This window comes from Nonomuraea sp. NPDC049129 (assembly GCF_040648495.1).
GTDB lineage: Bacteria > Actinomycetota > Actinomycetes > Streptosporangiales > Streptosporangiaceae > Nonomuraea.
Genome location: NZ_JBEZDU010000001.1, coordinates 129,636 through 150,681, shown reverse-complemented (window position 1 = coordinate 150,681; position 21,046 = coordinate 129,636). Strand labels below are relative to the sequence as shown.

Below are 21,046 nucleotides of genomic sequence, written 5' to 3'. Positions count from 1 at the left end.
CTCTCACGCGCCCTCACCGGCCGCTGCATCCTTCCTATGCTGAGGTTATGGACAACCGGGCCGAGGTCAGCACTTTCCTGAGATCCCGCCGCGACAAGATCACGCCGGAGGAGGCGGGCCTGCCCGCGTACGGGCAGAGGCGCGTGCCCGGCCTGCGCCGAGGCGAGGTCGCGACGCTGGCCGGGGTCAGCGTCGAGTACTACACACGCCTGGAACGCGGCAACCTCGGCGGGGTCTCCGACAGCGTGCTCAACGCCCTCGTCCGGGCATTGCGCCTGGACGACACCGAACGGGACCACCTGTACGCCCTGGCGCACGCCGCCAACGCCCGGCCCCTCCACGAGCGGCCCCGCCCCAAACAGGCCACCGTGCGGCCCAGCGTGCTGCGCATCATCGAAGGCCTGCACGACCAGCCGGCCTACCTGCGCAACAACCGCATGGACATCCTGGCGGCCAACCCATTGGCCCGCGCCCTGCACTGTCAGTGCTTCGAACAGGAGCCGGCCAACTGCTGCCGGTTCGTCTTCCTCGACCCCCGGGCCAGAACGTTCTACCCCGAATGGGAACGCGTCGCCCGCGACGGCGTCGGCGTCCTGCGGGTCGAAGCCGCCAAGAACCCCTACGACCGAGAACTGTCGAACCTGATCGGCGAGCTGTCCACCCGCAGCGACGCCTTCCGCACCCTGTGGGGCGCCCACAACGTGCACGTCTACACCAGAGGAACCAAACGCTTCCACCACCCGGTGGTCGGCGCGATGGAGCTGAGGCACGAGTCCCTGGACCTGCCCGGCGACGAAGGGCTGTCCATCACCGTCTACAGCGCCGACCCCGGCACGCCGGCCGCGGACGCCCTGCAGCTCCTGGCCAGCTGGGCAGCCACCCAGGAGCAAGCCACCGCACACGCCGACACCAAACGCTGACATCCGGCCCATGCGGGGGTTTGACCAACGTGTGCGGCCCCCGATGGATTTGTCGAGGGCCGCATGGTTGATGGCGCTAGAAGTCGAAGATTCCGTTCTTCGCGCCCGCTACGAACTTGTCCCAGACGGCTCGACGGACCACCCAGGGCTCGGCGTTTGGTTGCTCAGTGTCGCGCAGGGCGACGCGGCCGTCGGACAGATGCTTGGCCTCCAGGCACTCGCCGCCCTGGCCGCTTGACGCGGTGATCCATCCTGTGGGGCTCGCGATCTCTCGCCCGATCTTCTCGCTCAACTCCATGCTGCCACTCTCCCCTTGATCCGCTGCATTGACAGGTACTCGGGAAGTGCCGCCTTGCGTATGCATTCGAGCCGATCCACCAGTCGCTTGATCTCGGCTGGTTTGTCGATGACGTGACCGTGGAGAGCGGATTCGACATACGCAGCGATCGTCACTCCATTCTCCTGGGCGAGAACGACCGGCCCTACCAGGGCTGCCGTGCACAGAGCTTCGTATGGGACGAGTTGGACGCTGAACCAGTTGTTCTCGGCCATGGCGATCAGATGTTCCAGCTGGCGGCGGGTCACAGAGCCGTCGCCAATTGGACGATACAGGATGCCTTCGTCCACGACAGCGAGGTATTGGGGAGGAATGGGCCGGTTGAAGATAGTTTGCCGTTCCAATCGGGCTTGGATGGCTTCCTCTACCTGCTCCGGTGTCGTTTGTGGCTCCCCGGTGAAGATCGCGCGAGCGTACTCCTCGGTCTGAGCCAGTCCCGGCACGATCAATGGGGCAACGCTGATGATTTGATCCGCTTTCCGCTCGATCGGTGGCCACTGTCGATACCACTGGGGTATCCGGTCGCCGCTGATGGCCGGCCAGTGCGTGAGCAGCGCGCCGTCCAGCCCCAGCGCCTTTTCGCAGAGCTCGATCAGTTCCCGCGTGGGCTTCTCGTCTCCCCGTTCTACGTTGCCGATACGACTCTTGCTGTAGCCGATACGCTCGGCGAGCTGCGCCTGAGTCCATTTAGCCGCGTATCGGTATTTCCGTAGATCGGCACCGAAACGTGCCATTGGGCCGGTGGTTGGGTCGAGCTCTTTGGGTGCTGGCATCAATACCCCTGTGACCGCGACTGTTCCAGCTCTTCTGGTTTGATGCCAGGAGAAGTCTGGGACCGCTCTGGGATTGTTTCCCAACACAATGTAGCCCGTTGCATGCACTGTTTGAAGTGGCAACCGGAAGCTGGGCACTGCCAATTCGCATAACAGAATCCTGGCGCGAGCGATGGTGGCATGCGCCGAACTGCGACGGGTGGGAAATGGGTGGTAAATATGACAGAAGTCGGCATGCGGCTCGTCGGCGACATGCGGTTTCCCGGACGCCCCGAGGTCGTCAGCGATGTGCGGATTTATGCCGCTAGCTGGCTGGTCAGGGAGCTGCCTGAAGCCGCCGACGATGCGAATCTTCTGGATAACGTACGGCTTCTGGTCACCGAAATCGTCACCAACGCAATAAGGCATACTATTTCCGGCCGCTGGAGAAATGGAGCTTTTCGCGTCCGCATGTGGCGCGGCAGCGGCGGCCGGATCCGTGTTGAGGTCAGGGACCAGGGCTGGTGGTCGGGGCCACGGCTCCGCAACGACGACGCGAACGAGACCGGCGGGCGTGGGCTGCAAATCTTGGCGGCCGTGGCGACGAAATGGGGTGTCAGAAGGCACTTGTTCGGCCGGACCGTATGGTTTGAGCTGGACCCTATTGCGGCGAGCATGGGGTACCTGGACGCGCCAGAGCAGATCGTCGATCAGGCAAGCGGGCGGGTGATCAGGAGCTACGGCTGAGAAGCCGGCCTATCCGGTCGGCGACGAGGTGCGGTTGCTCGGCCTGGATGAAGTGCGCCGAGTCGACGACTTCGTAACGCCCGTCGGGCAGAGTCTCGGCGTACCGCCGCTGGTGCTCGCGGATGGCGGCGTTCTGGCGCTCCCGCCCTTTGCCGGCGCGCGCCGCCGACAGCACGATCGTCGGGCATTTCGGGAGCTGGGGCGGGTGGGCGCGGAACCGCGGGATGGCGGCGGCCACCGCCTGCATCTCCCTGCGGGTCTGAGCGGTCCCGGCGGGGGTGAAGTTCTCGGCGAGCATGGCCTCATAGGTGTCGGCGGAGAACAAGGGCCGGACATTACCGCTGAACAGCCGCGCCAAGGGGCGGAAGCGGCTGAGCGCCTGCGTCACGGCCAGCATGCGGTCGATCTTCTTGGTGGTCTGGTCCCACGTGTCGTACACCGGTGAGGTCTCCGGTGTGGGGTCGACCAGCAGGAGCCCCCGCAGCCGGGGTCCCAGGCGCTCGGCGGCGCGGCGGGCGACCAGCCCGCCCATGCTGTGCGCGACGAGCACGAACTCGCCCGGGACGACGGCCTCGGTCATCGCGACCAGGTCGGCGGCCAGGTCGTCGATGCTGAGCTGCTGGGTGGTACGGCCGCTGAGCGCGCGCCCGGCGCGGTCGTAGGCCACCAGTCGCGCCTTGCCGGCCAGCGGCGGCAGCACCGGGTCCCAACAGGTCCGCCCGCATCCGCTGCCCGCCTCGAAGACCACCCAGTCCTGTCCCTGGCCGGACTCCTCGACATAGACGGTACGGCCGTTGACGGGCACCAGCTGTCCGGTGGCGTCTCGCATGGCTCCTCCTCCGAGCGCAACGTTTTCATTTTGGATAACGGTATCTCATATGAAATCGTTGAGCCATGGATCCTGTCGAGCAGCTGTTGCACCCGGTGCGGCTGCGCATCGTGCACGCCCTGTCCGCAGCGGGCGCGCTGACGATCGCGCAAATGTGCGCCCGCATGCCCGAGGTGCCGAAGATCACGATGTACCGGCAGGTCGCCCAGCTGACCGAGGGAGGGTTCCTGGAAGTGGACGGCGAGCAGCGGGTACGCGGCGCCGTCGAGCGCCGCTACCGGCTGCGTCAGGACCGGCCCACGATCGGCGCCGGCGAGGCCGCCACGATGTCGCTCGACGACCACCGCCGGGGATTCGCCGCGGCCATGGCCGTCCTGATCGCCGAGTTCAACGCCTACCTGGACCGCGACGGCGCCAGCCCGGAGGCCGACTCGGTCTCCTACCGGCAGGGCACCGTCTGGCTGAGTCCGGACGAGCTCGTTGAAATGCTGGCCGACCTGCTCGTGGTGCTGCGCGACCGGCTGGCCAACACACCCACTCCAGACCGCACGCCGTACCTCCTCAGCGCGATCTTGTTCCCTGCCGAGCAGCCGCCCGCGCCTGAAGTAGGTCGTTAGCCGCTGTCGGTCCCGACCCAAAGCACACGCGGCACCCCTCGATGGCGATCCGGCCGATATCGTGCGGCCATGACCGATCATGTCCAGCGCCCACTGCTGTTCCTGGACGTCGACGGGACGCTCCTGCCTTATGGCGGCGGCCGGCTCCCGTCAGCCCTCGATGAGTGGGCGGCATGGCAGGACGCGGCCAATCCGCAGCTGGCGAAGATCGATCCCGCGCACGGCCCGCGGCTGCTGGCGCTGTCCTGCGAGCTCATCTGGGCCACCGCGTGGATGCACGACGCCAACGAAGTGATCGCTCCGCTGCTCGGCCTGCCGGAGCTCCCGGTGGCCGACCTCCCGGACGCCCCGGAGGAAGACGACCCCGGTGTGCTGCACTGGAAGACACAAGCGCTCGTCGAGGCCGCCGCCGGTCGGCCGTTCGTCTGGGTCGACGACGAGATCACCGACCTCGATCGGACATGGGTCGACAGACACCATCGCGGACCGGCCCTTCTTCACCGCGTCGACTCCGCGAACGGTCTCACCCACGAGGACTTCGACGTACTTGACGCCTGGCTACGGAACCTCGTGATCTAAGGGAGCGGCTGCCCCGCGTCGAGCCCCTGGCGGGTTACTTGTAGTACTGCACCCAGTACTCGACGGTGTGCTTCTTGCTGAGGGAGAAGGCCGCCCAGTACTGCGAATGCCCGGCGTTGTTGATGCGGACGATGCCGTACTTGCCGTTGCAGGCCCACTTGCCGTACTTGGCGACCTTCTCGCCGCCGCCCCAGTTGCGCAGGAACCAGAGTCTGACCTCCAACTGCGAGTCGTTGCCCCAGCAGCGGGCCTTGACCTGCATCACCCGGACGCCCGAGGGCCGGTTCCAGGTCGCGCTCGAGAAGTACCCCTTGCTTGGGCCCAACGACTCGTGCCGTTGGGTGTGCCAGCTGGCCATTGCCGCTGCGCTCGTCGCGCGGGTCGAGACTTCACTGTGCGCGGCCGGGGCCGCGACGGCCGGTGCCGTCGCCAGGGCCAAACTGGAGGCGGTGGTGGCGAGGGCGAGGGAGATGCTTGCGAGACGCATGATTACCTGCCTTTTCGGGATGAGACGGGGGTCTGCTTCCGAATGGGAAGGTAAGGCGGCGCGTGTTGAGTATGTGTTGAGCACGCGTTGAGAGCTGCGCTCTTACGCCTGTTTACGTCCGTCGGGGGAGGAGAGCGGAGCCGCAGACCGACGGGACAGGCGGGTGCGGAGCCAGCCGAAGACCGAAGGCCCGCCCGCGAAGCACCAAAGCGCTATCACCGGGTCGCAGATGGCGCAGCCGAAGGAGGAGTCCGCGGCGAAGGGGAGCAGGGGGCTGCCCTGGAGATGGTGCAGTACGTCCCAGGCGGTGTGGAGCAGCCAGCCGATGCCGATGAACGTCCAGCTTTCCAGCCCCCGGTAGGCGACGTACGACATGACGACCGGCAGCACGAACTCCCAGTAACCGAGCCCGCCACCGCTGAGATAGGCGGCGCCCGCGCCGGCGACCGCCACGGCATTCGCGCGGCGCCGATGCGGCTCGGGGATCAGGGAGATGAGGGAGACGGCGATCAGACCGATCAGGATCGGCATGAGGATGGACATGAAGAGTGGTGATCCGTTCTGCGAACATGCGAGTCGAAGTCGAAGGCAGCGCCAGGCTAGATCGGCTCGCCCCCTAGGCCCCATGGGCTGAATCGACAATTTCCAACGGCTTCCCGCCATCCAGCGTGGCCTACCGTGTCCCTATGCACACGGTGGCGGTCCTGGCGCTGGACCATGTGGTGGCGGCCGACATGGCGACCCCGATCGAGGTGTTCGGGCGGGCCCGCCTGGCGGACGGGCGCCGCCCGTACCGGGTCCTGGTCTGCGCGGCGACGCCGCAGGTGGCCAGCGACACGTTCACGCTCCTCGCTCCGTACGGACTGGAGGCGCTGCGGGAGGCGGACACGATCGTCGTGCCCGGTTGCTCGGAACAGGCCGCCCCGCCGGACCGGGAAGTACTCGACGCCCTGCGCGCGGCGGCGGCCGCGGGAACCAGGATCGCCTCCATCTGCGCGGGGGCGTTCACCCTCGCCGCGGCCGGGCTGCTCGACGGGCTGCGCGCGACCACGCACTGGATCGCGGCCCACCGGCTGGCCGAGCTGTTTCCACGGGTGGATGTACGGCCGGACGTGCTGTACGTCGACAACGGCCAGATCCTGACCTCGGCCGGCGCCGCGGCCGGCCTGGACCTGTGCCTGCACCTCATCCGGCGGGACTTCGGCTCGGCGATCGCCGCCGACTCGGCCCGGCTGTCGGTGATGCCGCTGGAACGAGAGGGCGGACAGGCGCAGTTCATCACGCACGCTCAGCCGCCGGTGCCCCAGGGCTCGCTGCTGGAGCCCGTACTGTCGTGGATCGAGGACAACCTCGCCCAGGAGGTGACCCTGGCGGAGATGGCCAGGCGCGGCGGGCTCAGCGAGCGGACCTTCAGCCGCCGCTTCCGGGAGCAGACCGGCACCACTCCGCTGCAGTGGCTCCTACGAGCCCGCGTACGCCGGGCGCAGTTCCTACTGGAGACTACCGGCCACGGCGTCGAGCGCATCGCGACGCAGGCCGGGTTCGGTTCGCCCACCGCCTTCCGGGAGCGCTTCAAGCGCGTCGTCGGCGTGACCCCGCACGCCTATCGCGCCTCCTTCCGGAGCGCTTAAATCTCTAACCGCCACTCTCTCTGCTCGTCGAAGAACTCGAACCCCATGGCCTCGTTGATGGCCAGCATGTGGGCGTTGGAGACGGCGTTCCACGTGATGACGCGCTCGATGTGGGGCTCCCGCTCACGCAGCCAGAGCAGGTTGCCGATCTTGAGAAGCAGGCCCAGGCGGTGGCCCCGGTGCTCGCGCAGCACGGTCGTGTCCCCCTGATAGCCCCAGCTGTCGGAGCGGTCCTCGTCGACCAGGATGCGCGTGTAGCCGGCGGGGGCTTCGTCGGACGTGCGCCTGGCGATCATGGTGTACGGAATGCGGCCGATGACCGGAAGGGCCTGCTCGCGGCTGCGCACGCGGTCGACGGAGAAGTTCGCGGCCTCGATGTCCGCGTCGCGCGGGGCGTCGTTCATGCCGCCCATCAGCGTGGCCAGGTCCTGCAGCAACTCGGGGCCGGCCGGGCCGACCCAGCGCTCCAGATGGTAGCCGGCCACCTCGGGCCGCATCCGCTCCAGCGCTGCCCAGTCGGCCGTACGCAGGTCGAGCGTGCGTCGGGCCTCCGTGAGCGAGAGCGTCATCCCGCGCGCGGCGGCGAAGCGGGCGCCCGAGCCGGTGTCGGGCGTCGCGGTCAGGACCAGCGTCCGACCGTGGGCGCGCAGCCGCTCAAGGGCATGCTCGAACAGCACCGAGCCCAGGCCCCGGCCGCGCCGCTCCGGCCGCACCACGAGGGTGAACAGCCGACCCACGTGGGTGTTGTCGTCCTCGGGCAGTGCCAGCGCGTACCCGCCGACCACCCTGCCGCCCTCGGCCGCCACCCACGCCTCGGACCGCCCGCCCGCCCCGCCCGTAGTGACGACGTAGGAGAACCAGGGCAGGGAGGGTACGGGGCCGTGGTCGTCGCCGTTGCTGGCCACGAACGCGTCGTACAGGCCCGTGACCAGGTCGCCCGGCCGGTCGAAATCGATCGGCTGGATCATCCGCTGCCCATCTCGCACTGAGTCTCCCCGAAGGCCGGTCCATGTCGCCATCAACCTACAGAACCAGCCCCGCCCGCCGCCGCTGAGATTCCTGTTGGCCAGGCTGCCTGGCCTGCGGCCTCGAAGATCCTGGGCCGCCTGTCCTCGGCTCGGTGAACGTCGCCGGACTGATTCAACCGGCGGTCGGCAGGAGAGCGAGCGTCCGGGTGAGCGCGGCGCGACCCCTGCGTAGGGCAGCGGTCCGATCGGTTCCGGCTGGTCCCTGCCATCGGAGATAAACCATGGTGGTGCCATGCGCAGCCATGGCGCTCAAGGCCGATCTTGGGGAGGCGCCGGCCGGGGCAGGGCTGGCGGGGTCGCCGCCCACGGCGGCCAACACGGACACTGCCCCGGTTTCCGGGCCGAGCGGGAGCAGGAGCGGGTCCATCGTTCTCCAGGACACCTCGGCCAGCAGCCCCCCTCGGGCGGCCACGATCGTTGACATGATGTCCGGGTCATCATCCTTGGTGTACTCCTCTTCGTTGACCCTGGCCCGCACCCCGTGCCATCCCCAACGGTCGAAGTCCGCCAGATCACTGCCCGAATAATCGGATTGGGGCTGGCGGGCGCAGTCTTCCGCGCCGCGACGGGCCTCCCGGACCAGGCGACTCGCGGTGCCGGGCGAAGTGATCCAGAACCTGACGTCCAGCGCTGAGGACACCTCCGGAACGCGTAGCAGGCCGGTGTAGGCCGGAACCCCCTCGGGTGGCAGCGCGCCGAGGCCGTGCTCCGGCCAACAGGAAAACAGAAGGGGGAAGTCCAGGTTCATCGCGGCGGGAACGGCGACGGTGCGGCCCATGTCCTCGAGGCGGCGGTCGACGTCGTCATCCAAGCGGCTCCGCAGCCTGTCAGCGATCTCCTCCGCCGAAGTCGCCGCCTGTACGGGTATCGGCAACAGGGGCGCCATCGGCCGGTCGACGACGCCTGAGGTCAACAACAGCGCGACAGCTGTGGCCGCGACACGAAGCCCACGACGCCTGGCAAGATCCACGACGGGTACGACGCCGGGAGTCCGAGAAAGGTTCGCCAGGAGCGAGGGCCTCGAAGACCGGTCTGCCCATCCACGATCATCGGTTCGGGCCATGCACGCTCCCCGACGAGATCACCGCCGTCAGCGCGTCCCTGAGCCACCGTACAAGCGGCTGTTACTGGCGGGCCGGCGACCACTACTGGTTCGACTGCGGCGGTGGCGACGGCGGCCGGGAGTGGTACTTCTTCCGGCGCGAAGGACGCCGCCGTAGCCGCCGCCGAGCTCAGCGCCCAGACCGGGTAATGAGCCTTTCGATGGTCGATTTTCGCGAGAGCGGCGCAGCGGGACCCCGGTCCGCGATGAGCACGGTCAGGCGCGTGGCTCGGCGTATTGCCTCGGCAGTGTGAAGCCGCGCGTCTCCAGCACGGTGCGCAGGCGGTCGGGGTAGTCGGTGATGATGCCGTCGACCCCGTCGTCGATGAGCTTGTTGATGGTGGCCTCGTCGTCGATCGTCCATGGGATCACCTTGAGGCCGAGGCGGTGCGCCTGGTCGACCATCGCCCGGGTGACGTAGGCCTGGTAGCCGGGATCGGTCACCTTGCCGTTCTGCGGGCTGCCGTGCACGGGCGAGAACGCGCCGGCGCCGAACGACTTGACGGCCCTGAGCGGGTCGCCGCCGAAGTCGTCGATGTCGATCCCGCCCAGCCACGGGGAGGCGCCGGGCTTGCCGGTCTGCAGGAAGTCGATGTTCGTCAACGCCACCAGGGGAAGGCGTGGCTCGACCCGGCGCATCAGCATGAGCGAACCCCAGTCGAAGCTCTGGATCGTCACCTGCCGCAGCATGTGGGCGCGCCGGATCTCCTCGACCGCCACCCGTACGAACCGCTCGCGGGGCGCGGTCTCGCTCGGCGCGCCGGCCTCCACCTTGGTCTCCACGTTCAGCTTCACGTCGTTCGCACGGTAACGCTTGACCAGGTCGAACACCTGGCTCAGCAGCGGCATGCGAGCACCCGGCGACGGCCGTTGCCCGGGGAAATCCGGTAGCGTCCGGGACCCGCAGTCCAGGGTCTGCACCTGGGCGAAAGTGAGCGTGTTCAGGTACTTGCCGACGTACGGGTACTCCGGATCGCCGGGAGTGACCGGGCCGGTGTCCTGGCACTTGCGGGCGTCCACTCGCCGGTCGTGCGTGACGACTGCCTTGCCGTCCTCGGTGATTTGGATGTCCAGTTCGAGCGTGCTCACGCCGACCTGCAGCCCGTTGGCGAAGGACGCGAGCGTGCTCTCCACCACCAGGCCCAGCCCGCCCCGGTGGGCTTGGAGGTCGAACGTACGGCGGCCGTGCCGGTCGAGCCCGGGATCGGCGGCGGCCGGTCCGGGATAGGCCGCGGCGGCCAGGGTGAGAGCGACGGCCGCCGCGGCGGCACGCAATCCGATCATCGTCAGTCGTCCTGTTCCTGCGGTCGAACGCGAGAGGACGTCCGTCCCGTCCGAGACGGGCGCCTCTCCTGCCGCGCACCAGGCTGCCGATCATCTGTGACGGCAGGGGGAACGCCCGACGAAGCTTGGCCGACGACTCCCGCCGGCTCAGCGTGGACACGATCGTCAGCCGGCGCGAGCCCTACTGTGTCGGTGCGGCCTTCCAGGGTGCGGGAAACTGGAGGGATGACCACCGAGAACGGCCGTCCCGGTCCGCCCGTGACCAGTGTCTCCGTCGTGCTGCTGACTCTGGCGCGCCGGATCGAGGCCGAGCTCAACGCCGCTCTGGCCGCGCTCGACCTCACGGTCAGCAAGCTCGGGCTGCTGGGTCACATCGCCGGTGTGCCCGGGGTGTCGTTCAGCGATCTGGCGCGGATGTCGGGGACCACGGTGCAGAGCGCCCACAGCGCGGTGAAGGCGCTCGCCGCCGCTGGGCTCGTGAGTGACAGTGTCGCCCGCGCCGGCTCCGCCTCGACGATCGAGCTCACGCCTGACGGTGCGCGCCTCCTCGAGGCGGCCAAAGAGGCGGTGGCCGGAGTCGATGACCACCTGTTCGGTCCCGAGTCCGACCCGATCCAGCGGCAGATCGCCGACGCCGTCCGCGCCGCCTTCGAGGCTCGCTAACTGCTTCGGGGCCCGCTAACTCCTTCAAGCGCCACTGACCTGACTGTTCGCGCGGCTTTGTAGCACAGGCCGCCCAAACAACCTTCAGTCTGCCTGAAGCTTTCGTTGCTAGCCTTCAGGCTACCTGAAGGCTATGAGGGAGCGTCCATGGAAGGTCTGTTGCTGTCGATACACGTACTCGCCGGCATTGTGTTCGTCGGCGGATCGGCCATCGCGGCCAGCCTGTTTCCCCGCTACGCACCCGTTGCCGTGGATTCGGCGGTCGGTGACGCGCCGACGCGGGTCTCGACCGAGACCGAGCGGAATCGGGCCGTGGCCCTTGCGCTGCACCGGGTCACCCGGGGCTACGGCCTGTTCGGCATCGTCGTGCCGGTGGTCGGGATCGCCGCGGCCATGGTCCAGGGCCGGATCGGCGAGATCTGGATCTCCGTCTCCATGACCCTCCTGCGTACGTTGCGGCTCGCCGCGGCCGTGGAGCTGGTCTCCCTGGTGGTCCTGCTGGGCAACCTGCTCACCACGCACACGCCGGCGGTCGCGACGCTGGTCGGCCCGCTCCACGGCACGGCCTACCTCGTGATCGTCGTGACCGCTCTGCTGGCCCCGGCCGCCCTCCCGTCGGGCGTCCGCTGGCGCGCCGTCATTCCGGGCGTCGGTGGACTGCTCGTTGTACGGCGGATGCGAAACCATTCCCCTGAGACCCGGTAAGGAGCCGAGCCTCGAAAGGCGCGAGGGTGACCGCGTCGGTCGGCTGGTCTCGCTCGTGGACGGTCGCGTGCGAGGACCAAAGCGTGCTCGTGAATCCAGGAAACGCGATTCTCTGGTCACGGTCGGAAAGATTCACCGCTACGAGAACCGCGTCTTCGCCGTCACCCCGGCGATAGACGAGATGGTCCGGGTGGGCGGACAACACGGTGATACTGCCTTCGCGCAGTACGGCCAGCTCTTTCCGGAGCGACAGGAGTTCTTTGACGAGGGAGAGGACCGAGCCGGGGTCGAATTCCTGGCTCTCGACGCTGAACTCTCCCGCCCACGAAGGTATGGGCAGCCAAGTCTCGACGTCATCGGGACCGAATCCGGCGTGCGCCGGCTTTTCTTGCCACGGCATGGGCATCCGCTGCGGGTCACGGCCGAGGCCGAGACCGGGCGCGCGTAGTTCGGCGCAGTCGCGGGCGTGCTCGCTGTCGACGGGGGAGTCGGGGAGGCCGAGTTCGTCGCCGTAATAGAGCGTCGGCGTTCCCTTGAGGGTGAGGCGCCACATTTGTGAATGTGGGCCGAGGCACCGTGGTCGACGAATCGGCGCTCATCGCGGCGCTGGCGGACGGACGGATCGGCTTCGCCGCCCTCGATGTGTTCGAGGTCGAGCCGCTGCCCGCCGAGAGCCCGCTCTGGACCATGCCGTACGTCCTGATCAGCCCGCATACCGCGGCCCTCGCCGTGGACGAGGAGGCGGCCGTCGTCGAGCTGTTCGCCGACAATGCCACGCGGCTGCTCGACGGGCATCCGCTCGTGAACGTCGTCGACACGGTCGAGTTCTACTGACCTGCCGGGTTCCTGGAAGAAGTCGGTCACCCGGCCGCGCCGGGGCCGGGCAGCAGGTCGACGTCGCCCGCGTGCATCGGCTCGCCGCAGTGGGCGCAGCGCAGGTCGACGCTGCTGATCTCACCGCACGCGTGATGGCGGTAGAGCACCGGCGGGCCGGCCTCACCCGCGAGCCACCTGTCCCCCCAGCCGGCCATGACCATGAGCAGGTCGACGAGCTCGCTGCCCTTCGCCGTCAGGTGATACTCATAGCGCGGCCGCATGTCGTAGGCGTGGCGCTCCAGCACGCCCTGGGCGACGAGGTGGTTGAGCCGCTCGGTCAGCACCTTGCGGGAGATCCCGAGGTCGGCCTGGATCTGGTCGAACCTGCTCACCCCGGCCCACACGTCACGCAGGATCAACGGCGACCACGGCTCCCCGATCACGTCGAGGGTGCGTGCGATGGAGCAGGCCATCTCCCTGAAGTTCGTGCGTTGCATGAGCGGAGTCTAGCAATTGGGGTTCCCTTAGGGAACTTCGAGTGTTACGGTCATGGAGTCTCTTCAAGGAACCCAAAGGCCGCCGCTAGGAGATGGTCACCATGCTCAAGCCCGACGTACGCCACGTGCTCGACGGCACCTCGCTCGCCCACCTCGCCACCGTTCTCCCTGACGGTGCCCCTCACTCCGTTCCGGTCTGGGTCGGCACGTACGGCGAGCAAGTCGCGATCATGACAGGCCCGGACTCCCAGAAGGCCCGCAACCTGCGGCGCGATCCCCGGGTCGCGCTCTCCCTGACGCCGCCCGACAACCCGTTCCAGCCGGTCATCGTCCGCGGCAGGGTCGTCGAGTGGATCGAGGGCGACGCCGCCTGGGAGATCGTCGACCGGATCTCGACGAAGTACATCGGCGGCCCCTACGCGCGCGATGTGGAGCGAGTCGTCGCGCTCATCGAACCCGATCGGCAGACCATGGGCTGAGGCGCTCTGTCGCGCGGAGAAGTCGCTTGGGGCAGAGGCGCATCGATCTTCGCTTACTGTGCATCTCGGGGAAATCGCTGAGGCAGAATGTCCAAGCCAGGGCGTATGGATGCGCGGCGTGCCGGGGGGATCACGGAGGATGACGTCGGGAATGGGCACTCAAGCTCAGGAGCAGCTCGGCCCTTATCGGATGATCGAGAAGATCGGCGAGGGCGGCATGGGGGTCGTCCACCTCGGTCTCGACGGCGCGGGCCGCAAAGTCGCGATCAAAGTGCTGCACCAGCACGTGGCCGCCGACCTCAAGGCCCGTGACCGGCTGGTCCGCGAGGTGGAGACCATGCGGCGGGTGCGCAGCCCGTACGTCGCCGAGGTGATCGACGCCGAGCTGACGGGCGGCCGGCCGTATGTGGTGACCCGTTTCGCCGCGGGCCGCACGCTGGAGGACACCGTGCTGTCCCAGGGCCCGATGGAGGCGCGCGAGGTCATCAGGCTCGCCCAGGGGCTGTGCCAGGCGCTGGTGGACGTGCACGCGGCCGGTGTGATCCATCGGGACCTCAAACCGTCCAACGTCATGCTGGTCGGCGGCGAGCCGCTGGTCATCGACTTCGGCATCGCGCATCTGGTGAACGCGACCCGGCTCACGCTGACGGGCATGTTCGTGGGGACGCCGGGCTATCTGGCGCCGGAGATCATCCGCGACTCGCAGATCACCCAGGCGGCCGATGTGCACGCGCTCGCCTCGACGGTGTTCTTCGCCGCCACAGGGCTGCCGCCGTTCGGGACGGGGGCGTTCGAGGCGGTCTGCTTCAACACCATGGAAGGGCGGGTGCAGCTCGACAAGGCGCCGGTGTGGCTGCGGGACTGGCTCGGCCGGGCGCTGCAGGTCGATCCGGCGGCCCGGCCCAGCGCGCGGGAGCTGCTGCGGATGGCCAGGGCGCTCGATCCGGCGGGCCGCCCGGCTCAGGCCGAATGGCACCGAGATCGTCCGCCGGCGGCCCGCCTGGGTGAGGCCAAGGGGCGCGGAGACAGCACGCTCACCATGGACGCCGTCTCCGACCTGCTCCCGCCGGTCGACTACGCCGCGAGGCGCCAGGAGCAGCCGCCGTACGTACCCGCCCCGGCGCCGACCGTCCACACCGATCAGCCGGAGGAGCGCCGCCCGGCCCCGGCTCCCAAGGAGCCCTTCGACCTCCAGCGGTTCTTGGCCGGTAGCGGGTTCGTCGGGGTGCTCGCGGTCGTGACGCTGATGGCGTTGACCGTCGTCATGCCGGTCGCCATGGGGCTGCTGGCGGCGGCGCTCACGCTTGCGCTGCGCGTGGCCGAATACTTCTTGGGCGAGAACGAGCGGACGTTTTCCAGGGAGGCGCTCGTGGCGGGGGGTCACATGCTCCTGTCGCTGGCGTTCGGCATCGCCGCCGCGACTTTCCTGCACATGGCCGGCCGGTTGAGCGTGGGACACGCGGAGTCCTTGGCCGCCGGCGCGTTCACGCTGGGGCTGTTCGTGCTGCCCGGCTCGGGGACGGTGCGGTGGGCCGCCTCGGACATCCTCGCCCGCTTCCTGCCCGGCCGCAGCGCGACCGTGGTGACGGTGGCCGTGATGGGGCCGATCGCGCTGACCTCGGTGATCGTGGCCCTGGTCCAGGCGTTGTAGCCCGGCCCGGCCGGCGTTCGGCGCGGCGCACGTTCGCGCCGAACGTGTCTGCTGTCGGCGCGAACGGCATCCCCGGTGGCTTCCCTCAGGCGGGCTGGTCGGCCGTCGCGCGCGCCGCCATCCGCCGTTCGAACCACAGGGAGCAGAACGGCGGGACCGCGCACGCCAGGCCCAGCACCACCGCGCCCCGGCTCCAGCCCGCCTCGCGCGCCGAGAGCAGGACTCCGATCACGTACAGCACGAACAGCGCTCCGTGGATCGGCCCGAACACCTTCACACCGAGTTCGCCGGTCGCGGTCACGTACTTGAAGAACATCCCGACCAGCAGCCCTGCCCACGAGCATGCCTCGGCCACCGCCACGACCCGGAACCAACCCAGCATTTTCCACCCTTTCGCCCGAATATCGCGGATACTCTACAGGCTGTAGAGGATGGCGGGAGTGGGGTGCGCCTGTGCGCGCTCTCGGCCGGCGCGTTCCGGCGGGCCGCCGTGTGTGGTGCGGGTCGGGCGCGGATGGCGCCGTGTGTGGTGCGGGCCGTGGTCGGGGAGCGTGCGGCCGTCGGGGGGTCGTTCTGGGGTGCATGATCGTCTGGCACACTGAGTCCATGAGTGGACGAGGTCGCCCGCCGGACCCGGACCTCGAAGCGCGGGTCCATGCCGCGGCGCTCGACCTGTACGGCGAGGTGGGCTGGGCGGGGTTCAGCCTGGACGTGGTGGCGCGGCGGGCGCGAGTGGGGAAGGCGGCCCTCTACAGCAGGTGGGGCAGCAAGGAGAAGCTGATCGTCGACGCGTTGACGGCCATGCACCCCGACCCTGGCCCGAATGCCCCGAAGCGGTCGGGGCTGTTGCGGGAGGACCTGGTCGTCATGGCGGTGAACATCCTCAACGGCTACTTCGATCGACGGGGCCTGGTCATCCTGCGGGCGCAGATCGAGGCCAAGGTCTATCCGGAGCTGTTCGGTCATGCGCTGGAGCGGCTCCAGCGAGAGCGCATCAAGGAGGGCCGCGCCATCGTGGTGAGCGGCATCGACCGGGGCGAACTTCCGGCGGGGACGTCCCCGGCTCGGGTGCTGGACGCGGTCGCGGGCATTCTGACCAACCACGTTCTGTCGACACCGGCCAGCCAGATGCCCGCGCTGATCAAGCGCAAGGAGAAGTTCGCCGAGGAGACCGTCGACTTCGTGCTGTCGGCCGTCGGCTACCGGTCAGCAGTCCAAGACGTCTGACCGGCCATCCCAGAGCGTCTGACCGTCCTGGGGTGTCTGGCCTGTCCGTGATTGGTCACTTGTTGAGCGGCTATTTACAGACCAAGTTCGTCTGTATTAGCGTGCGGATCAGCGCGCCAACGGCTTGATCGGCTCACGGATACGGCCCTGACGCGGCCTCCCGGAAGGAGCACACACATGGCCCCCAGCCCGTGACTCTCACGAACGCGAGCAGCCCCGGCCGGATCGTCGCGGTGCTGGCCTTCGGCGGCATGGTCGTCTCCATGATGCTCACCCTCTCGATGCCCGCCTACCTGACGGAACCGATCCCCACTGAACAGTCCTAACGACCGCTGCGCACACAGGAAGGGCATTCCATGGGAGCTCTCGACGGCAGGATCGCCATCATCACCGGCGCGGGCCGCGGCATCGGCGCCTCCATCGGCCGGATGTTCGCCGCCCAGGGCGCGAAGCTCGTGCTCAACGACCTCGGCGCCGGCCCGGACGGCACGGGCGGCGACGCCGGTCCCGTACAGGACATCGCCAAGGAGATCAACGACTGCGGCGGCCAGGCCGTCGCCGACACCGGCGACATCGCCGAGACCGCGACCGGCCGGCGCCTGGTCGACCTGGCCGTGGAGAACTACGGCGGGCTCGACATCGTCGTCAACGTCGCCGGCATCCTCCGCGACAAGATGATCTTCAATCTGCCCGAGGAGGACTGGGACGCGGTCATCCGGGTACACCTGCGCGGCCACTACAGCACGATCAAGCCCGCGGCCGCGTACTGGCGCGGGCAGCGCAACCCGGACGGCCACTACCGCGTCATCAACTTCACCTCGGACTCGGCGCTCCAGGGCTCCCCGGGCCAGCCCAACTATGCCGCCGCGAAGATGGGCATCATCGGCCTGACCGCCTCACTCGCCAACGGCCTGGCCCGGTACGGCGTGACCGCGAACGCCATCGCCCCCGGCGCCGCCACCCGCCTGACCGCCACCGTCCCGGACGACAAGAAGCTCGGCGACGATTCCGGCCTCGCGGAGGTCATGTCGCCGGACAACATCGGGCCGATCGTCACCTACCTCGCCTCCACCGAGTCGGACTGGCTTTCGGGGCGTACGCTCGGCGCCGCCGGCTACGAGGTCAGGTTGTGGAACACCCCCGAGGTCATCGAGACCATCGCCTCGGACGGCCCGTGGGACCTCCAGGACCTCGCGGCCAAGGTCGCGACGTCGTTCCGCCCCAAGGCCGACGGCCTTCCGCCATCGCTCTTCATGGCACAAATCCCCAAGTGAGCCGAGCATCACCTTAGGCCCCTTCATGCCGACAGGAGAGGGAAGCGCTATGTCCCCTGATACTCAATCGAGTACCACCCCATCGCCCACGGCGCCCATCGGCTTCTACGAGATCGCCGCCGCCGACCCCGGCCGGGTGGCCATCATCGATCCGGACGGATCGGCTCTCACCTCCGGCGAACTGCTGGCGCGGGTCAACCGCGTCTCGCGCGCCCTGCGGTCGCACGGCCTCACGGCGGGTGACGCCGTGGCGGTGGCGGTGCACAACGGTCACGAGTATCTGGAGCTGTCGCTGGCCCTGGGGCAGGTCGGGATGTTCCTGGTCCCGGTGAACTGGCGGCTGGCCCCGGCCGAGATGCGGTACATCATCCACGACTCCGGGGCCAAGGTCGTGGTCATGGACGCCGAGCAGGCGGCGACGCTGCCGCCGGAGTCGCTGCCGGAGCACCGGTTCGTGGTCGGCGGCGCGGTGGACGGCTGGCGGCCCTACCCGGAGCTGGGTGCGGGCGAGCCGTCCGACGCGCCGCCGCAGCGCCGGCTCGGGTCCGTCATGGGCTATACCTCGGGCACCACGGGCAGCCCCAAGGGCGTACGGTTCGCGCTGCCGGACATCCTTCCGGAGGCGGCGCTCGCGTCGTACACGGCCTTTGTCTCCCGCTACGAGGTCACCGTGGCCGAGGGGGCGCACCTGGTGTGCTCGCCGATCTACCACGCCGCGCCCGGCGGCCACGCCTCCGGCTTCCTGCACCTCGGCCACACGGTGGTGATCCAGGACAGGTTCGATGCCGAGGGTGTGCTGCGGGCGGTGGAGCGATACCGCGTGACCAGCGTGCACATGGTTCCCACGCACTTCCACCGCCTGCTGCGCCTGCCTGAGGAGGTGCGGTCCGCGTACGACCTGTCCAGCCTGGAGGCGGTCATCCACGCGGGGGCGCCGTGCCCGGTGCCGATCAAGCAGCAGATGATGGAGTGGCTGGGCCCGCGGGTGTGGGAGTACCTGGGATCCACCGAGGGCAGCGTCTCCCTGGTGAGTCCCCAGGAGTGGCTGCGCAAGCCCGGCACCGTGGGACGGCCGGTGCCGAACACGGACGTGAAGATCCTCGACGAGGACGGCAAGGAGGTGCCTGTCGGGGAGGCGGGCACGATCTACTTCGGCACGCCGGGGCGGCGGCCGGCCTTCGAGTACAACAACGACTCGGACAAGACCGCGGCCGCGCGGCGGGGCGACCTGGCCACCGCCGGCGACTACGGCTACTTCGACGAGGACGGTTACCTGTTCCTGCTGGACCGGAGGACGGACCTGATCATCTCCGGCGGCGTGAACATCTATCCGGCCGAGATCGAGCAGGCCCTGATCACGCATCCCGCCGTCGCCGACGTCGCGGTCATCGGCGTGCCGGACCCGGACTGGGGTCAGAGCGTGCTCGCGGTCGTTCAACCGGCCGCCGGCGCGGTGCCCGGTGACGAGCTGGCCGCCGAACTCCGCGCGCACTGCGCCGAGCTCCTGGCCTCCTTCAAGATCCCGCGCCGGTACGAGTTCCGCGCCGACTTCCCGCGGACCGAGACGGGCAAGCTGCAACGCCGCAAGCTCCGCGATGCCTACATCAACAACCTAGCAACGTAAGGAGTACAGGTGAAGGTAGGTGTGCACGTCGGCGGCCCGCCGTCGTCAGAGGTAGCGCGGTTCGCCGGATGGGCCGAGGAGACCGGCTTCGACGTCGTCACCACCACCGAGGTCGATCACGATCCCTTTCTGCCACTGGCGCTGGCCGCCCAGGCGACCAGCCGGGTACGGCTCGCGACGGGCATCGCGGTCGCCTTCGCGCGCACGCCGATGGCAATGGCGTACGTCACCAACGATCTTCAGGCGCTCTCCGGCGGGCGCTTCGTCCTCGGCCTCGGCACCCAGACCAAGCCCCACATCACCCGCCGCTTCAGCATGGAGTGGGGCAAACCGGTGACCCGGATGCGGGAGTACATCACCGCCCTGCGCGCGATCTGGAACGACTGGAACAAGGGCGAGGAGGTGCGGCACGTGGGGGAGTACTACCGGCACACGCTCATGACGGCGACCTTCCGCCCGGCGCCGCACGGTCACGACAATCCGCCGATCCACCTCGCCGCGGTCGGCCCGGCCATGACGCGGCTGGCCGGTGAGGTGGCGGACGGGCTGATACCGCACGGCTTCAGCACCGAACGGTATTTCCGCGAGGTCACCCTGCCGGCTCTGGAGGAGGGCCTGGAGCGGGGCGGCCGTGACCGGTCAGAGGTGAGCGTCCACTGTCCCGGCTTCGCGCACGTGTACGCACCGGAAGGCTCCGTCGACGAGCAGCGGCGGATGCTGCGCGGGCGGGTCGCCTTCTACGGCTCCACCCCTGCCTACCGAGGGGTTCTCGCCCTTCACGGCTGGGAGGAGTTGCACGAGCGCCTCCACGCGCTGTCGGTCCGTCCGGAGGCCGACCGCTGGGACCGGATGGCCGACCTCGTCGATGATGAGGTGCTCGACACGTTCTGTACGAGCGGCACCCTGCCCGAGGTGGCGGCGGAGCTGCGCCGCCGGTTCGGCGGGCTGGTCGACCAGGTGCACCTTCATCCACCGGCGGGCACACCGGAGGCGGAGATTCGCGCGGCCGTGGCCACGCTCCACGACTCCGACCTGCCCGCAGAAGAGCCGGCCCTGCCCGCAGGTGAGCGATAGGTCGCCTCAGCGGGTCTCGAGGTGGGCTTGGATGGCGTCCATGACGGCCCGTGGCGAGGCCGAGCGGCTGAAGGTGGCCACCACCACCTGCTCGCCCTTCTCCTGGGGCTGCTCCAGGTGGCGGAACGTGGCGATGACGTAGCCGAGAGCGTGGTCCAGGAGCCCGAAGGGATCGTAGGCGCCGCCTGCCCGCAGCCAGCCGCGCAGGACCTGGTTGTGCGCCGCCACGACGGAGGCGGCCATGAGCTCGGCCCGCAGTCCGGCGTCGGGCGAGTCGCCGAGCCATTCGCCGACGAACTCCCGGAACAGCCGCTGGTAGCGGGCCACGCTGGCGATCTCCCGGTCGCGCAGCGCGGGCACCTCCCGGACCAGGCGGTAGCGGCGCAGCGACACCTCGGCGTCGTCGACGTAGTGGGCGAGCACCAGGCGTACGGCGTCGGTGATGGCCACGATCGCGGTGTCGGCGGCGGAGGCGCGCAGGCGGGTGTCGATCTTGGCCAGCAGCGCGTCGTGGTCGGGGAAGATCGCGTCTTCCTTGGAGTGGTAATGGCGGAAGAACGTGCTGCGGCTCACGCCCGCCCGGGCGGCGATGTCGTCCACGGTCGTGGCGTCGTAGCCGTTCTCGTCGAACAGGGCGACGGCGGCTTCGGCCAGGCGGTGGCTGATGCTCGGGTTCGGCACAGGGGCCATTCTTCCGGATTCAGGGGTGTCCAAAACGTACGA

Annotated in this window: 27 protein-coding genes; 15 read left to right on the top strand and 12 right to left on the bottom strand. The window is 69.0% G+C overall.

Annotated elements, in window-relative coordinates; translation table 11 throughout:
* Window positions 1-47: 47 nt before the first annotated feature.
* Window positions 48-920, top strand: coding sequence for a helix-turn-helix transcriptional regulator (locus AB0B64_RS00715; protein WP_357952388.1), 873 nt, complete (start codon window positions 48-50; stop codon window positions 918-920).
* A gap of 76 nt (window positions 921-996) precedes the next feature.
* On the opposite strand, the gene AB0B64_RS00710 is transcribed toward AB0B64_RS00715, so the two are convergent.
* Complete coding sequence (locus AB0B64_RS00710; protein WP_358173499.1) at window positions 997-1,218, bottom strand: DUF397 domain-containing protein; 222 nt, start codon at window positions 1,216-1,218, stop codon at window positions 997-999.
* Window positions 1,209-2,030, bottom strand: a complete 822-nt coding sequence (locus AB0B64_RS00705; protein WP_358173496.1) for a helix-turn-helix transcriptional regulator — start codon at window positions 2,028-2,030, stop codon at window positions 1,209-1,211. Before AB0B64_RS00705 ends, AB0B64_RS00710 begins: the two co-directional genes overlap by 10 nt.
* Window positions 2,031-2,249: 219 nt before the next feature.
* Here AB0B64_RS00705 and AB0B64_RS00700 point away from each other — a divergent pair, with 219 nt between their 5' ends.
* Window positions 2,250-2,756, top strand: a complete 507-nt coding sequence (locus AB0B64_RS00700; protein WP_357952392.1) for an ATP-binding protein — start codon at window positions 2,250-2,252, stop codon at window positions 2,754-2,756.
* On the opposite strand, the gene AB0B64_RS00695 is transcribed toward AB0B64_RS00700, so the two are convergent.
* Window positions 2,740-3,585, bottom strand: a complete 846-nt coding sequence (locus AB0B64_RS00695) for an alpha/beta hydrolase (RefSeq protein WP_358173493.1) — start codon at window positions 3,583-3,585, stop codon at window positions 2,740-2,742. The two genes, AB0B64_RS00700 and AB0B64_RS00695, sit on opposite strands and share 17 nt — an antisense overlap.
* Before the next feature lie 65 nt (window positions 3,586-3,650).
* On the opposite strand from AB0B64_RS00695, the gene AB0B64_RS00690 reads away from it, so the two are divergent.
* A complete protein-coding gene (locus tag AB0B64_RS00690) occupies window positions 3,651-4,202 on the top strand; it encodes a helix-turn-helix domain-containing protein (RefSeq protein WP_358173490.1) in 552 nt (183 codons plus the stop codon).
* Between the two features lie 69 nt (window positions 4,203-4,271).
* The gene (locus AB0B64_RS00685) at window positions 4,272-4,781 is read left to right on the top strand and encodes an HAD domain-containing protein (RefSeq protein WP_358173487.1); all 510 of its coding nucleotides are present in this window, start codon (window positions 4,272-4,274) and stop codon (window positions 4,779-4,781) included.
* A gap of 34 nt (window positions 4,782-4,815) precedes the next feature.
* On the opposite strand, the gene AB0B64_RS00680 is transcribed toward AB0B64_RS00685, so the two are convergent.
* Both AB0B64_RS00680 and AB0B64_RS00675 read right to left on the bottom strand, forming a co-directional pair.
* Window positions 4,816-5,268 carry a hypothetical protein gene (locus AB0B64_RS00680; RefSeq protein ID WP_358173484.1) on the bottom strand — a complete coding sequence of 151 codons (453 nt, stop codon included), beginning with the start codon at window positions 5,266-5,268 and terminating at the stop codon, window positions 4,816-4,818.
* Window positions 5,269-5,370: 102 nt separating this feature from the next.
* Complete coding sequence (locus tag AB0B64_RS00675; RefSeq protein WP_358173481.1) at window positions 5,371-5,811, bottom strand: DUF6010 family protein; 441 nt, start codon at window positions 5,809-5,811, stop codon at window positions 5,371-5,373.
* A 143-nt stretch (window positions 5,812-5,954) separates the two neighbouring features.
* Between AB0B64_RS00675 and AB0B64_RS00670 the strand changes: the two genes are divergently transcribed.
* On the top strand, window positions 5,955-6,899 hold the full coding sequence (locus AB0B64_RS00670; protein WP_358173478.1) for a helix-turn-helix domain-containing protein: 945 nt from the start codon (window positions 5,955-5,957) through the stop codon (window positions 6,897-6,899).
* Here AB0B64_RS00670 and AB0B64_RS00665 read toward each other — a convergent pair.
* From AB0B64_RS00665 to AB0B64_RS00655, 3 genes are all read right to left on the bottom strand, one after another.
* Window positions 6,896-7,885 (bottom strand): GNAT family N-acetyltransferase, encoded by a 990-nt coding sequence (locus tag AB0B64_RS00665; RefSeq protein ID WP_358173475.1) that lies wholly within the window; start codon window positions 7,883-7,885, stop codon window positions 6,896-6,898. The genes AB0B64_RS00670 and AB0B64_RS00665 overlap by 4 nt on opposite strands.
* Window positions 7,886-8,039: 154 nt before the next feature.
* On the bottom strand, window positions 8,040-8,738 hold the full coding sequence (locus AB0B64_RS00660) for a hypothetical protein (protein WP_358173473.1): 699 nt from the start codon (window positions 8,736-8,738) through the stop codon (window positions 8,040-8,042).
* 507 nt (window positions 8,739-9,245) lie between these two features.
* A complete protein-coding gene (locus AB0B64_RS00655; protein ID WP_358173470.1) occupies window positions 9,246-10,313 on the bottom strand; it encodes a glycerophosphodiester phosphodiesterase family protein in 1,068 nt (355 codons plus the stop codon).
* A gap of 225 nt (window positions 10,314-10,538) precedes the next feature.
* Between AB0B64_RS00655 and AB0B64_RS00650 the strand changes: the two genes are divergently transcribed.
* Both AB0B64_RS00650 and AB0B64_RS00645 read left to right on the top strand, forming a co-directional pair.
* Window positions 10,539-10,976 (top strand): MarR family winged helix-turn-helix transcriptional regulator, encoded by a 438-nt coding sequence (locus tag AB0B64_RS00650; protein WP_357952401.1) that lies wholly within the window; start codon window positions 10,539-10,541, stop codon window positions 10,974-10,976.
* A 147-nt stretch (window positions 10,977-11,123) separates the two neighbouring features.
* Complete coding sequence (locus AB0B64_RS00645) at window positions 11,124-11,681, top strand: hypothetical protein (protein WP_358173467.1); 558 nt, start codon at window positions 11,124-11,126, stop codon at window positions 11,679-11,681.
* Here the strand turns inward: AB0B64_RS00645 and AB0B64_RS00640 are convergent.
* The gene (locus AB0B64_RS00640) at window positions 11,614-12,234 is read right to left on the bottom strand and encodes a DUF3459 domain-containing protein (protein WP_357952403.1); all 621 of its coding nucleotides are present in this window, start codon (window positions 12,232-12,234) and stop codon (window positions 11,614-11,616) included. The genes AB0B64_RS00645 and AB0B64_RS00640 overlap by 68 nt on opposite strands.
* 8 nt (window positions 12,235-12,242) lie before the next feature.
* Between AB0B64_RS00640 and AB0B64_RS00635 the strand changes: the two genes are divergently transcribed.
* Window positions 12,243-12,515: an NAD(P)-dependent oxidoreductase gene (locus AB0B64_RS00635; RefSeq protein WP_358173464.1), complete on the top strand. Its 273-nt coding sequence runs from the start codon at window positions 12,243-12,245 to the stop codon at window positions 12,513-12,515.
* 26 nt (window positions 12,516-12,541) lie between these two features.
* On the opposite strand, the gene AB0B64_RS00630 is transcribed toward AB0B64_RS00635, so the two are convergent.
* Complete coding sequence (locus AB0B64_RS00630; RefSeq protein WP_358173461.1) at window positions 12,542-12,994, bottom strand: helix-turn-helix domain-containing protein; 453 nt, start codon at window positions 12,992-12,994, stop codon at window positions 12,542-12,544.
* A 101-nt stretch (window positions 12,995-13,095) separates the two neighbouring features.
* Here AB0B64_RS00630 and AB0B64_RS00625 point away from each other — a divergent pair, with 101 nt between their 5' ends.
* Entirely contained in the window at window positions 13,096-13,473 is a 378-nt protein-coding gene (locus AB0B64_RS00625; RefSeq protein WP_357952407.1) for a PPOX class F420-dependent oxidoreductase, read from the top strand.
* A gap of 151 nt (window positions 13,474-13,624) precedes the next feature.
* Complete coding sequence (locus tag AB0B64_RS00620; protein WP_358173458.1) at window positions 13,625-15,124, top strand: serine/threonine-protein kinase; 1,500 nt, start codon at window positions 13,625-13,627, stop codon at window positions 15,122-15,124.
* Window positions 15,125-15,209: 85 nt separating this feature from the next.
* Here AB0B64_RS00620 and AB0B64_RS00615 read toward each other — a convergent pair whose 3' ends face one another.
* The gene (locus AB0B64_RS00615; protein WP_357952409.1) at window positions 15,210-15,506 is read right to left on the bottom strand and encodes a DUF3817 domain-containing protein; all 297 of its coding nucleotides are present in this window, start codon (window positions 15,504-15,506) and stop codon (window positions 15,210-15,212) included.
* A 224-nt stretch (window positions 15,507-15,730) separates the two neighbouring features.
* Between AB0B64_RS00615 and AB0B64_RS00610 the strand changes: the two genes are divergently transcribed.
* From AB0B64_RS00610 to AB0B64_RS00590, 5 genes are all read left to right on the top strand, one after another.
* Window positions 15,731-16,351, top strand: a complete 621-nt coding sequence (locus AB0B64_RS00610) for a TetR/AcrR family transcriptional regulator (RefSeq protein WP_357952410.1) — start codon at window positions 15,731-15,733, stop codon at window positions 16,349-16,351.
* Window positions 16,352-16,542: 191 nt separating this feature from the next.
* Window positions 16,543-16,677, top strand: a complete 135-nt coding sequence (locus tag AB0B64_RS00605) for a hypothetical protein (RefSeq protein ID WP_357952411.1) — start codon at window positions 16,543-16,545, stop codon at window positions 16,675-16,677.
* Window positions 16,678-16,707: 30 nt separating this feature from the next.
* A complete protein-coding gene (locus tag AB0B64_RS00600; RefSeq protein ID WP_358173455.1) occupies window positions 16,708-17,625 on the top strand; it encodes an SDR family NAD(P)-dependent oxidoreductase in 918 nt (305 codons plus the stop codon).
* A 49-nt stretch (window positions 17,626-17,674) separates the two neighbouring features.
* Window positions 17,675-19,249 carry an AMP-binding protein gene (locus AB0B64_RS00595; protein WP_358173452.1) on the top strand — a complete coding sequence of 525 codons (1,575 nt, stop codon included), beginning with the start codon at window positions 17,675-17,677 and terminating at the stop codon, window positions 19,247-19,249.
* Window positions 19,250-19,258: 9 nt separating this feature from the next.
* Window positions 19,259-20,323, top strand: coding sequence for a TIGR03617 family F420-dependent LLM class oxidoreductase (locus AB0B64_RS00590; RefSeq protein ID WP_358173449.1), 1,065 nt, complete (start codon window positions 19,259-19,261; stop codon window positions 20,321-20,323).
* Window positions 20,324-20,329: 6 nt separating this feature from the next.
* Here AB0B64_RS00590 and AB0B64_RS00585 read toward each other — a convergent pair whose 3' ends face one another.
* A complete protein-coding gene (locus AB0B64_RS00585; RefSeq protein ID WP_358173446.1) occupies window positions 20,330-21,004 on the bottom strand; it encodes a TetR family transcriptional regulator in 675 nt (224 codons plus the stop codon).
* Window positions 21,005-21,046 lie beyond the last annotated feature (42 nt).